This window comes from Arcticibacterium sp. (assembly GCF_055134445.1).
In genome coordinates this window covers 1-12,615 of record NZ_JBSRVI010000071.1, presented here as the reverse complement: position 1 = coordinate 12,615, position 12,615 = coordinate 1, and the positions used below count along the sequence as shown (strand labels likewise).

The following is a 12,615-nucleotide window of genomic DNA, read 5'->3' as shown; positions in this document are numbered from 1 at the left end:
CTTTACGGTGGAGAGCCAGCTAACTTCCTAGACGTAGGCGGTTCTGCTAACGCTGTAACGGTAGAAGCTGGTTTCAGAATTATCTTAAAAGACCCAAATGTTAAAGCGATTTTCGTTAACATTTTTGGTGGTATTGTAAGATGTGATAGAGTAGCTACAGGTATTGTTGAGGCTTACAAAACTATAGGAGAAATTCCAGTCCCAATTGTAGTAAGACTACAAGGAACAAATGCAGAAGAAGGTGCTGCAATTATCAATGAATCAGGTTTAAAAGTATTTTCTGCAGTGAAATTGAAAGATGCTGCCGAATTGATTCAAAAAGTTTTAAATTAAGAAGAATTACTTCTAATATTGACTCCGTGAATAAACCATTCACGGAGTTTTTTATGATACAAATCTGGAATGAAGTAAGAGGCCTAGCAAAAAGATTTCTTGACCTAGAATCTGATAGAGCCTCCTATAATGAAATTATTGAGCGTATAGAGGCTGGGGTAGAATTTAGAGGTACCAACCTCTGGATTTTAATGTTTGCCATCATAGTGGCCTCTGTGGGTTTAAATATGAACTCCACTGCTGTCGTAATTGGAGCCATGCTTATCTCGCCATTAATGGGTCCCATTATTGGATTGGGTTTAGGTGTCGGGATTTATGATTTTCAACTTATCAAAAGGTCCTTCAGAAGTTTGGCCACTGCGGTTATAATCTCCGTATTAGCCTCTGCCCTATATTTTGCCTTGTCACCTATCAGTGATGCACAGTCGGAATTACTTTCTAGAACTACTCCTACGGTTTGGGATGTTATCATCAGTTTTTTTGGTGGTTTAGCGGGAATAGTAGCTTTCACTAGAAAAGATAAAAGCAATGCCATTCCTGGTGTGGCCATTGCCACAGCCTTAATGCCACCGCTATGTACGGCTGGTTATGGCATAGCTACAATGAATTTGGCCTACTTTTTAGGTGCTTTCTATTTGTTTTTCATCAATAGCGTGTTTATTAGTATTTCCAGTATGATTATCATACGTTTCTTGAAAATACCTAGCAAGAAATGGGTAGATGAAGCACGCCAAAAAAAGATGCGTTCCTATGTGTTTGTTGTTGCTGTTGTGACCTTAGTGCCAAGTGTATTCATGGCCGTTGATATTGTGAAACGAAGTATTTTTGCTCGAAACGCTAGTAATTTTATAGATAATGAGTTTAATTATAAAGATTCCAATGTCATAGAAGAGCAAATCACTCCTAAAGTGAACAAAATAGAAGTATACTTATTTGGTTCACCCCTTCCTGAAAGTGAAATTGACAGGTTAAAATCAGAGTTATCTGATTATAATTTGGAGGGTGCTGAATTGATTATTAGGCAGAATCAACAGAATCTTGATCTACCTGACGCTGAAAGTATGAGGACAGGAATTATTGAAGATTTATACCGGAGGAATGAGGAATTGGTTAAAAATAAAGATGAAAAAATCAGTCTACTGGAAAAAGAGTTATCTTCATTTAAAAGTAACCAACTCATCCAAGATGATGTCTGTAAGGAATTAGAGGTTCAATATCCGAAAATAGTAGCAAGTGCCTTTAATACCATGATAGTGCATCATAAAGATGCCCCAAAGGATACTGTAACCATGTTTTACATTCATTCAGCGTCCCCTATAAGGACCTCCGATCTTAATAAAATGAAAGCATGGTTAAAAGTTAGGTTGAAAACGGATAAAGTAAATATTGTTCAAAATTGAAAAAACTAAAAGACATTCTAGACTATACCTTTTTCCAATATAAGGATTACCACTTTGACTTGGCACACGTTATGATTGTGCTATTGATTATATTAATCACAAGACTGATAATCTTATCTTTTAAAACTGTTTTAAATAGATTGGTAAAAAGGGAAAGAATAGATGCTAGAAATAGTCAAAGTTTCCAATTACTCTTTAAATACTTTATATCCACTTTAGCTTTTGTGCTCATTTTAGAAACGCTTGGCGTAAGGGTTACTATACTATTGGCAGGTTCTGCCGCTTTACTGGTTGGTTTAGGATTAGGCCTACAGCAAATATTTTCTGATATCGTTTCGGGTATTTTCCTACTGGTAGAAGGTAGCGTAAAAATTGGAGACATTATGGAGGTGGATGGCGGGTTAATAGGAAAAGTGACTAAGATTAACCTCAGAACCAGTGAAATACAAACAAGAGAAGGTATTATTATCATAGTACCAAATCATAAGTTCATTGTAGAAAACGTGGTCAACTGGAGCCACAATGCTACATTAACGAGATTCTCGGTAACAGTAGGTGTATCCTATGATAGCAATCCCGACAAGGTTAAAGAAATACTCTCTATGTGTGCCGCAGAACATCCAGATATTACCATCACTACCATTAACCCCGCTGTAGTTCGCTTAGTTAACTTTGGAGATAGTTCTCTAGATTTCCAATTACTTTTCTGGAGCAGAAATGGCTTTTTAATTGAAAATACTAAGTCGGATTTGAGATTTATGATTGTCCGTAAATTCAGAGAGAATGGCATTGAAATACCATTCCCTCAGCGTGACCTACATTTTAAAAACGGAATTCCTCCGAAATAATTCTTTACTTATTTTCCTCCGTAAGCGTAATAATATTTCATAGCCTTTGGAAGCAATGCTTCTAAATCAGCAATTCTTTGAGCATCCGCAGGATGTGTCGATAGTAATTGTGGCGGTTTTTGCGAACCTTCACCTGCCTTTGCCATTCTCTTCCAAAACGCCACAGCTTCTGAAGGATTATATCCTGCCATGGCCATAAATATTAACCCTAACTGATCCGATTCAGATTCTTGTTTTCTACTGTTAGGTAACACACCACCTAGTTGCGTACCTATACCTAATACTTGTCCGGCTGTATTCATAACCTGCTCATTATTGGTAATCACTCCAGCAGCTACCGCTCCAACTTGAGTAAGCCCCTGAGCCACCATGGCTCTGCTCATTCGTTCTCTACCATGCTCTGCAATAGCATGAGCTATTTCGTGTCCCATAACCACGGCTATACCATCCTCAGACTCACAAATGGGTAAAATCCCTGTGTAAAAGCAAACCTTTCCGCCTGGCATACACCATGCATTGACTTGACTATTTTCCACAGTAATAAACTCCCATCTATAACCATCAATGGCCGAACTGTAATTATTCTGTATTAAATAATCCTCTACAGCCTTCTTAATTCTAGAACCTACTCTAGCCACTTGTGCTGCATCGGCTTTTCTCAATGGAACTACCATGGAAGTGTCTTTAAAACCTTTATACTGTGCAAAACTCAATTCCATCATCTGGTCTGAAGAAACCATACCAACAAACTGCTTGCGGTTTGTCAGAGGTACTCTCTGGCAAGACATGGCTATAAAGCCAAGGGCAAAAACTCCGAGAAATAAATTTTTCATTCTTTTCATAATAAGGTGCAATTCTTTCTAAAAATATTAAGCGTTTGTTTATTCTGTATTTGGTAAATTTGTGAAAAAGATACGTAAGAAAACGAAAAAGGATGAAAATTATCTGTGTAGGAAGAAATTATGTTGATCACATCGAAGAGCTAAAAAATGATTTCCCTACGGCTCCCGTTATTTTCTCTAAACCTGATTCAGCAATCTTACGGAAAAACGAGGCATTTTATTATCCTACTTTCTCAAATTCTATCCATCATGAGGTAGAAGTCGTATTGAAAGTTTGCAAGCTTGGGAAAAATATTCAAGAGAAATTCGCTCATAAATATTATGACGAAATAGGCTTAGGTATAGACTTTACCGCACGTGATATTCAGTCTGAGTTAAAGCAAAAGGGTTTACCATGGGATCTGGCCAAAGGCTTCAATGGCTCCGCTCCTATTTCTGAGTTCTTCCCTAAGGAAAACTACGATATGAAAAATTTGAATTTTAACCTTGAGGTTAATGGAGAAAATAAGCAAATAGGAAACACTTCTAAGATGATTTACTCGTTTGACTATCTGATTAGCTTCATTTCACAATACTTTACGCTTAAAATTGGTGATTTAATTTTTACAGGTACGCCAGCAGGAGTAGGAGAAGTAAAGGTAGGTGACAATCTCAAGGGATATCTTGACGGTTCTATAATGTTTGATTTTGATGTAAAATGAGCTTAACTGGCTTTTCTATAATATATTATTTGTTTCTATTCTTTCCATTTCTGACTGCAGAAAAAGAGGTGGTTCAGGAGGTTGCTGACCCATATGTAAAAGGATACTTTATCTTTCCATTGAGTCCAGGAGTTACTACTTCATTGTCTGGCTCTTTTGGAGATTTAAGGTTTAACCATTTTCATGCTGGCCTAGATATTAGAACTGGCGGACAAGAAGGTAAAAGCATTTATGCAGCCGCTGAAGGCTATGTTTCTAGAATTAACGTATCCACTGGAGGCTACGGAAATGCACTTTACATTACACATCCAAATGGTTTAACCACGGTATATGGTCATTTAAAGGAGTTTTCGGAACCCATAAAGAAAATACTTTTGGCCGAGCAATACAGGTTGGAAGATTTTTCGGTAGATCTAGTGCTTGACCCCGTTACTTTACCTGTAAAAAAGGGTGAGTTAGTAGCGTTTTCTGGTAATACAGGCGGTAGTGGTGGGCCACATCTACATTTTGAAATAAGAGACGAACAAGAAAACACCTTGGATCCCGCTCTTTTTGGCTTTAAAGAAATAAAAGACAACACTGCCCCAGTAGTAGAGTTTATAAGTTTAAAGTGTCTTTCTGCCGACGCCAGAATTAATGGTGTTTTTGGTACTTTCGACTTCCCCGTATCCAGAAATAGTGCTGGCGAATATTTCATAAACCGAAGCATCAAGGTTTGGGGAGATATTGGCGTGGAAATTTATACCTATGACAAAGCAGAAACCAGCCCATTTAGGCTTGGAATTAAATACCTAGAAGTTAAAAAGGATAAGATTTCGGAGTACAAATTTGTGTTAGATAAACTTGCTTTTCATAACAAAATAGACATGAATCTGCATACGAACTATCAAAGAATGGTGGAGGATAATGAAAAGCTGCACAAAGGATATTATGAAGAGGGAAACGATCTTGGCTTTTATACCTATAATGATAAAAGGGGACTATTAAGCTTTAGAGATAATATAAACCATGATATTAATGTAACTATCAAAGACACTTATGAAAATGTGCGTTACATCAACTTCTCTTTAACAAGTGACGAGTTAGAAGACAAAACCATTCCGAGCGTTCTAAAGTATAATGAACCTAATGAAACCACTGTTTCAGGTAGTTTCTTAAAGATTGTTAGAAAAAAATCTGGTAAAGGTTTTAGGCTAGTAGACGGTAATTTTGCCAAAGAGATTGCTCCATCTTATGGAAATGACACGGAAGAGACATTTATCATTGACCTGAAAGAAAACTATTTTAGCAGTTTTATGGATGGTGACCAAACATACCCTTCTCCTGTTACCGTTGAAGTTTCTAAAAGATTTAATAAAATAAAGGAGAAGAACTTTGAAATCGATTTTAAAAACGCCCTTTATCATCCCTTGTACATTAGTATAAACGCCAACGACCAAGAATTAAAATTAGATAGAGACATTCATCCAATTAGAAACCGGTTTGAAACCAAATGGAAGGTAGCAAATACAAATATTGACCCGGAAAAAGATAAGGTTTATCTTACAAGTGGAAGGCGTCCAAAATACATTGGAGGGCAATGGGAAAAAGAATCAATTGTTTTCCAACCGAAGGAATTCGGTGAATATGGAATACTTCGTGATGTTGTAAAACCCGTAATTACCGCCAAAACAGTTAACTCCAGCAGATTACTTTTTTATATCAATGATGCATTATCGGGCATCAAGTCTTTTGAATGCCGCGTTAATGGCAAATGGGTGCTTATGGAGTATGAATACAAAAACGGTACAATCTGGTCTGAAAAGCAATTTAACGAACCATTTTCTGGTGAATTGGAGTTAAAAGTTACAGACCAATGCGGAAACCAAAATATTTACAAAACAACAATCTAATAATGGCACTAAAAGTAGGCGACAAGGCTCCCGAATTTGAAACAATTGATCAAAACAGTAAAATCGTAAAGTTATCTGATTTTCAAGGTCAAAAAGTAGTCATTTACTTTTATCCAAAAGATAATACACCTACTTGCACGGTTCAGTCATGTAATATTCGAGATAATTATCAAACCTTTTTAGATCAGGGAATTAAAGTTTTCGGAATAAGTACGAGTGGCTTAAAGGCTCATCAAAACTTTATTGAAAAGTTTGATTTACCGTTTGACCTTTTATTAGATACGGAGCATGAAATCACAGACTTATATGGTGTATGGCAAGAAAAAAAGACCTTTGGTAAAACTTATATGGGAACCGTTAGAACCACATTTGTACTCGATAAAAACGGTGTTATTGAAAACATTATAGACGATGTTAAATCCAAAGAACACTCCGAGCAAATCCTCAATTAATAAGTGTCAATAAGACAATTAATTGAATTTAAGCTTTCATTTGTGTAGTAAATCCCTATTTTTGTGCAGTTTTTCAATTCAAAATCAATATTTTAAATGCAAATCAAAGAACTTCAGGACGTAGCCTCTCAGGTCAGAAGAGATATCGTACGCATGGTACACGGTTGTGCTTCTGGGCACCCAGGTGGCTCTCTTGGCTGTACAGATTTGCTGGTAGCTTTATACTTCCAGCAAATGAAAATCAATAATAGAAAAGGAAAAGGCGGTAATTTGTCTTTTAAAATGGACGGCGAAGGAGAAGATTTGTTCTTCCTTTCTAATGGTCACATCTCGCCTCTTTTCTATTCAGTACTTTCTAGAAGAGGTTATTTTGAAGCATCTGAAATGGCCACTTTTAGAAAATTAGATTCTAGACTTCAGGGGCATCCGACGACCCATGAAGGTCTTCCTGGTATTAGAGTAGCCTCTGGTTCTCTTGGTCAGGGTATGTCTGTGGCTATTGGAACAGCACTTGCCAAAAAATTAAACGGAGACGATAAAACCGTTTACGTTTTAATGGGAGACGGTGAGCAGCAAGAAGGACAAGTATGGGAAGCAGCACAGTTTGCCCCACATCATAAAGTAGATAACCTGATCGCTATCATTGACTATAACGGTCAGCAGATTGATGGTTCCACAAACGAAGTGATGAACAACCTTGATTTGAAAGCTAAATACAAAGCTTTTGGATGGAGAGTTATGGAAATTGCTGATGGTAATGATATGGAGCAAGTGGTGAAAGGTTTGCGTAAAGCCAAAAGAATTTCTGGAAAAGGCGTACCTATCATGATCTTGATGAAAACTGAAATGGGAGCTGGTGTAGACTTTATGATGGGAAGTCATAAATGGCATGGTATTGCTCCAAACGATGAGCAATTGGCGGCCGCTTTAGCTCAATTACCTGAAACTATAGGAGACTATTAAAACCTGAACATATCATGAAGAAATATACATATACAGAAACGCAAGATACACGTTCGGGTTTTGGAGATGGCATGACCGAACTAGGAAGAACTAACCCTAAAGTTGTCACGCTATGTGCAGACTTAGTGGGTTCTTTAAAAACTGCCACTTTTATCAAAGAAAACCCAGAGCGTTTTTTCCAGACTGGTATTGCAGAAGCAAACATGATGGGCATAGCCGCTGGTTTAACTATTGGAGGTTACATTCCTTACCCTACCACTTTTGCCAACTTTGGCTCTGGTAGAGTTTATGACCAAATCAGACAATCAATAGCTTATTCTGACAAAAACGTCAAAATAGCGGTTTCTCATGCGGGCCTTACGCTTGGAGAAGATGGTGCTACCCACCAAATTCTAGAAGATATAGCAATGATGAGGGCCATGCCAAACATGACGGTTATTAATCCTTGTGATTATAATCAGACTAAAGCTGCTACTATTGCTTTAGCTAGCCACGTAGGCCCAGCGTATTTACGTTTCGGTCGTCCGAAAGTGCCGGTTTTTACTGACCCAAATCAAAAATTTGAGATTGGTAAGGCATGGATGGTAAACGAAGGTACGGATGTCAGCATATTTGCAACTGGTCATCTCGTTTGGGAAGCTATTCAAGCTGGTGAAGCTTTAGCAGAAAAAGGAATCAGTGCGGAAATTATCAACATTCACACGATTAAGCCTTTAGATGTTGCGGCCATTTTGAAATCTGTTCAGAAAACAAAATGTGTGGTAACTTGCGAAGAGCACCAAGCAAACGGCGGATTAGGAGATGCTGTAGCACAAGTTTTAGCTAAGAACTTTATTGCTCCTCAGGAGTATGTAGCTGTAGAAGATTCATTTGGTGAGTCTGGTAAGCCAGAGCAACTGATGGAGAAATATGGTTTATCTTCAAATAACATTGTAGAGAAGGCTCTAAAAGTTATCGGAAGAAAGAATTAAGAATAAATTCCTATTTTTAGGGGTTTTCCAATTCAAAAATTGGGAAACCCCTTTTTTTTATGAAGACAGAAGAAATAATAAAACAACTCCTACTAAACGAAGAATCTCATACAGAAGCCTTCCAGCTCATCTTAAAAGAGTATAAGGAAAGACTTTATTATTTGATACGTAAGATTGTCATAGACCATGACGATACCGATGATGTACTTCAGGAGGCCTTTATCAAAATCTGGAAGAACCTTGATAAGTTTAGAGGTGACGCTAGTCTGTACACATGGCTTTATAGAATTGCTACGAAATGAGGCTCTTACTTTTTTAAGAAGGAGAAAAGACGCTAAGAATATCTCAATGGATGAAAATCCTGAACTTATGAACCTCTTGGAATCTGGCAATAATAGTTTTCAAATGTCTGGTGATGAAATAGAAATGAAACTGCAAAAAGCTGTCTTACAACTACCTGAAAAACAGCGAATAGTGTTTAATCTAAAGTATTTTGAACATATGACCTACGATGAAATTTCTGAAGTTACAGAAACAAGTGTTGGTGGCTTAAAGGCCAACTATCACTCTGCCAAAAAGAAAATTGAAGATATTTTAGGAGGGCACTAAACCTTTGAGTCTTATTTACATCTAATAGACCGTGGATAACAAGAATAAAAATATAGATAAGCGACCAAAAGAATCACTGGACACTGAAAACTACTTTAAGTCTTTGGAAGAAAGCATTTTGGCCAAAACTATGGGAACAGGCTATCACCTTCCATTAGGTTTAACGCATCCCTATGTAGCTCCTAAAGGTTATTTTGAAGCACTAGAGACAGATATAATGTCTCTAACCTCTTTAAATTCATTCCAGCTTACCAATGACATTCGTCACCCTTTCAAAGCTCCTGATGGCTATTTTGATGCTTTAGAAGCTAAGGTTCTTGATTCGACAGCTACTTCGGGAGCCTATCAGTTGGTAGAAAATATTGGTCATCCTTTTACTGCTCCTAAAGGCTATTTCGAGTCCTTGGAAAGTAAAATTTACCAGAGCACTATGAACATCCAGCATGAACCTAGCTCTCCTTTCAAAGTTATCTGGAAAAGTTATGGTGCCTTTATTAGACTTGCAGCTGCTTTAATTTTAGTTGGAAGTGTGGCTTTAGGTATTTATAATAATGCTGCTAAATCTACCACTGAAGAGTTAACCCTGGCTGAACTTAACTCAGACGCTATTCTTTCCTACTTAGAAGAAGAAAACTTTGTTTTAGATGATTTTAGTGAGCTGGATGCTCCAACAGAGTTAGAGGCAACAGACTATTCAAGTATGGATGATTTGACGGAGGATGAGCTTTTACAATTAATTGATTTTCAATTTACTGATGAGATATAATTCTATGAAAAACACTTATTTCCTAAGTTTAATTTTAATCCTTTCTAGCATGGTTTCTACTTATGCACAAAAAGGAAATGCAAACATGGAAAGAATCAAAGCTATGAAAGTGGCCATGATTACCGAAAAGCTAGAATTAACAGAAAGTCAAGCCAAAACCTTTTGGCCTACCTATTATAAATTTGAAGGTGAAAGACGCCAGATCAATAGAGCTGTAAGAGAAAAAATGAGGTCTGGCAGTTCTCAGGATTTAAGCGAAGCGGAGGAAATAGCTATGCAAGACGAAGTTTTTGAACTAAAATCTGAAGAGGCTGAATTGGCAAAAAAATATAGACCTCAGTTTTTGAAGTCTATATCTGCAAAACAATATTCTGACCTAGTTCTTGCAGAAAAGCAGTTTAATCAAATGCTTTTGCGAGAGCTTAATGAAAGAAGAAGAGAAAAAAGAGACAAGTAACGTTTCCCTATCTTGCGGGCACCAAAACGCCATCCGCTATAAAAGTGAGGGCTATTTCTGGCTCAGTTATGGCTTCAATTTCGGCTTTACTTTTACCAGCGTCTTTAGCGTAATGTCTCAACTCAGATACTGATGTTTCTGTTATTTCGGGTTTTCCTTTAAATACCACTTTAGTTCCTGCTAAGTTTTTAGGAACAAAGAAACCGTAGTCTTTGAAAGTAACACGCATGGTCTTGCCATTCTCTAGATTCACGGTCATCCAGCATCCTTTTGCTTGACATACCGCATTTACTTCTCCTTCCACCTCCAAATTTTCTGTTTGAGACAGATCCATTTTCTTCAAATCCGAAGCTTGCGTGGTCTTTGTCTTCTCAAATGCATCACCATAGCTTTTAAAGTTTTGTGCTAATGAGCCAACCGAAAAAATGGCTATTGCCGATAGGGTTAAAATTATTCTTTTCATTATTTGATTCTTTTAGAACGCATGGCCTTCGTTTGTGCCAAGTCTTGATTATTTATAAACGTACAATACTCCTCCGATTCTATTCCAAAAATGGCCATCTTCCCATCCTCATTATTGTGAACACCCCATCCATATCTCTTTGTCAAAGGAGAAGCTCTAAAACACGGCTGTCCTTTTGAAAAGAACTGCTCTCTGGCTTCGCTCCATTCACTTTCAGGTATTTCATTTTTTATTGTAAATACCTTAAAAAGAACATCGTCAGACGTAAATTGGTACGGATGTTCATAAACCATTTCAAACTGCATATTGGCAATGGATTTCTTTTCCCCTTTTAATGGAGGGATCTCAGCCGCTTCTGCTGAGCAATCTTCGGCAATCTGAATAAAGGTGTTATAATAATTTGTAGTGCTCATTTCATTCAATTAAAAACTTCTACCCAACCTTTGCATATTTCACTATTCTCTAATTTCAATTCATAAAAATAGGTTCCTGGCTCCACTCCTTCCCCCCATGAATTATCGTAAACCGAGTTTTCATAGACCAATTTACCCCATCTATTAAAAATATTCAAATGGGCATTAGGAAAACCTATTACAAAGGTATCATTTTTACCATCTTGGTTCGGAGAAAAAGCATTAGGAATAAAACCATCATCCTTTGGAATCACGAGCGTCTTCTCCGACTTAAATTCACATCCAATATCACTAGTGGCTATAAGATTTACCAAATAATCTCCAGGCTGAGGATAGACAATTTGACGTGGAGATTCTTCAATAATAGTAGCTCTATCTCCCAAAGACCAACGATAAGATACGCCACCTGATGAGAGGTTTTCAAAATTTATCTCTAAGGGTGCATCACAATGATAGTCCAGTGCATATAGAAAATCTGAAACCACAGATTTATCTACTTTTAAGGAAACCTCCTTACTCAAAATGCAACCGTCGCTATAAAACCCATTCACCTTATAAATGCCGTCCTGTTGAAGAATAAAACTTAATTCCTTCTGGTTTAGCTCATTTTTATCTGGGGTAGTCCATATAAAATAATCTGCCAAACCCTCTGCCGAAATAAGCACCTCTGTCCCTTCACATAAGACCATGTTTGGACTTACTTTAAAGTCACTTTTATCATCCTCTACAGTTAAGGTAATATCCTTTTTAATAACACATTCGCCATTGCCAATCAAAACTGAAAAAAGTGTGGTTTCTTTTATAGAAGTTTTCGGGTTAGATATTTCAGAATTATCTAATAAAGCTTTTGGAGACCACTGATAGGTTAAACCACCACTCGCATATAATTGTACCTCTGTACCATAACATACCGACGAGTCTTGCATAATTTCATTTTCAAACGAAACCACTTTGATGTCTCTAAAAATGGAGTCCGATTTAGCACAAGAAACATTATTAAAAGCTTCCAACTTCACCTTATATTCCCCGACTTCTGGAAAATCATAAACCAGCTCCTGCTTCCTTGAAATAACCTCATTATTAAGCGACCATTGATACGTTAAGCCACCTCTACTCTTATTATTAAAATTAACTTTAGAACCTAAGCAGACCACCGTTGGATTGACGTTGCCGTTTTCTTCTAGATCAAAATCTGCGTTTAGAATATCGATGTCGAACTTAAAAGCCGCCATGTTACAGTTACCGCTTTTATGTGTTTTTTCATAACCATTATCTGTAGGAAAATCTACAAAACCGCCAGCCTTACATACACAAGCCGAATGATAAATAATTCCATTTTTATCAAATCTACATGTTCCTCCGTCCAGATGGTCGCCACGTTCTTCGTTAGCGTTTGTAGGGGCTTGTGAGCCGAAAAAGGTGCCATAAAGCAAAGATTTAGCGTTTGCTTCGAAAATGGCGAAGTAATAATTACTGCCAGTCGTTTCTTTGCGATAAGCATTGGA

The 12,615-nt window shown here is 37.3% G+C and carries 13 protein-coding genes and 2 pseudogenes; 11 read left to right on the top strand and 4 right to left on the bottom strand.

What is annotated here, in order from left to right; all coding sequences use genetic code 11:
* The 3 genes and pseudogenes from sucC to ACTBZY_RS09765 all read left to right on the top strand — a co-directional run.
* Window positions 1-333: pseudogene (gene sucC / locus ACTBZY_RS09775) on the top strand (succinate--CoA ligase subunit beta); the annotation flags it as partial.
* 26 nt (window positions 334-359) lie between these two features.
* Window positions 360-1,733, top strand: a complete 1,374-nt coding sequence (locus ACTBZY_RS09770) for a TIGR00341 family protein (RefSeq protein WP_463046150.1) — start codon at window positions 360-362, stop codon at window positions 1,731-1,733.
* The gene (locus ACTBZY_RS09765; protein ID WP_463046149.1) at window positions 1,730-2,581 is read left to right on the top strand and encodes a mechanosensitive ion channel family protein; all 852 of its coding nucleotides are present in this window, start codon (window positions 1,730-1,732) and stop codon (window positions 2,579-2,581) included. The genes ACTBZY_RS09770 and ACTBZY_RS09765 overlap by 4 nt, the downstream gene beginning before the upstream one ends.
* An 8-nt stretch (window positions 2,582-2,589) precedes the next feature.
* On the opposite strand, the gene ACTBZY_RS09760 is transcribed toward ACTBZY_RS09765, so the two are convergent.
* Window positions 2,590-3,414 (bottom strand): M48 family metallopeptidase, encoded by an 825-nt coding sequence (locus tag ACTBZY_RS09760; RefSeq protein ID WP_463046148.1) that lies wholly within the window; start codon window positions 3,412-3,414, stop codon window positions 2,590-2,592.
* Window positions 3,415-3,515: 101 nt separating this feature from the next.
* On the opposite strand from ACTBZY_RS09760, the gene ACTBZY_RS09755 reads away from it, so the two are divergent.
* The 8 genes and pseudogenes from ACTBZY_RS09755 (at window position 3,516) to ACTBZY_RS09720 (ending at window position 10,234) form a co-directional block, all read left to right on the top strand.
* Complete coding sequence (locus ACTBZY_RS09755) at window positions 3,516-4,124, top strand: fumarylacetoacetate hydrolase family protein (protein WP_463046147.1); 609 nt, start codon at window positions 3,516-3,518, stop codon at window positions 4,122-4,124.
* Window positions 4,125-4,153: 29 nt separating this feature from the next.
* Complete coding sequence (locus tag ACTBZY_RS09750; protein WP_463046146.1) at window positions 4,154-6,016, top strand: M23 family metallopeptidase; 1,863 nt, start codon at window positions 4,154-4,156, stop codon at window positions 6,014-6,016.
* A 2-nt stretch (window positions 6,017-6,018) separates the two neighbouring features.
* A complete protein-coding gene (bcp, locus tag ACTBZY_RS09745) occupies window positions 6,019-6,468 on the top strand; it encodes a thioredoxin-dependent thiol peroxidase (protein WP_463046145.1) in 450 nt (149 codons plus the stop codon).
* Window positions 6,469-6,564: 96 nt separating this feature from the next.
* The gene (locus ACTBZY_RS09740) at window positions 6,565-7,431 is read left to right on the top strand and encodes a transketolase (RefSeq protein WP_463046144.1); all 867 of its coding nucleotides are present in this window, start codon (window positions 6,565-6,567) and stop codon (window positions 7,429-7,431) included.
* 14 nt (window positions 7,432-7,445) lie between these two features.
* Entirely contained in the window at window positions 7,446-8,402 is a 957-nt protein-coding gene (locus ACTBZY_RS09735; RefSeq protein WP_463046143.1) for a transketolase family protein, read from the top strand.
* Between the two features lie 59 nt (window positions 8,403-8,461).
* Window positions 8,462-9,011, top strand: a pseudogene (locus ACTBZY_RS09730) (RNA polymerase sigma factor).
* Window positions 9,012-9,042: 31 nt separating this feature from the next.
* Window positions 9,043-9,777, top strand: a complete 735-nt coding sequence (locus ACTBZY_RS09725) for a hypothetical protein (RefSeq protein ID WP_463046142.1) — start codon at window positions 9,043-9,045, stop codon at window positions 9,775-9,777.
* 4 nt (window positions 9,778-9,781) lie between these two features.
* On the top strand, window positions 9,782-10,234 hold the full coding sequence (locus tag ACTBZY_RS09720) for a hypothetical protein (protein WP_463046141.1): 453 nt from the start codon (window positions 9,782-9,784) through the stop codon (window positions 10,232-10,234).
* A gap of 7 nt (window positions 10,235-10,241) precedes the next feature.
* Here the strand turns inward: ACTBZY_RS09720 and ACTBZY_RS09715 are convergent, their stop codons facing one another.
* The 3 genes from ACTBZY_RS09715 to ACTBZY_RS09705 form a co-directional block, all read right to left on the bottom strand.
* The gene (locus ACTBZY_RS09715; protein WP_463046140.1) at window positions 10,242-10,697 is read right to left on the bottom strand and encodes a DUF4920 domain-containing protein; all 456 of its coding nucleotides are present in this window, start codon (window positions 10,695-10,697) and stop codon (window positions 10,242-10,244) included.
* Window positions 10,697-11,110 carry a DUF6157 family protein gene (locus ACTBZY_RS09710; RefSeq protein WP_463046139.1) on the bottom strand — a complete coding sequence of 138 codons (414 nt, stop codon included), beginning with the start codon at window positions 11,108-11,110 and terminating at the stop codon, window positions 10,697-10,699. Before ACTBZY_RS09710 ends, ACTBZY_RS09715 begins: the two co-directional genes overlap by 1 nt.
* A 5-nt stretch (window positions 11,111-11,115) precedes the next feature.
* Window positions 11,116-12,615 (bottom strand): T9SS type B sorting domain-containing protein (locus ACTBZY_RS09705; protein WP_463046138.1); only part of this gene is annotated, 1,500 nt, incomplete at its 5' end.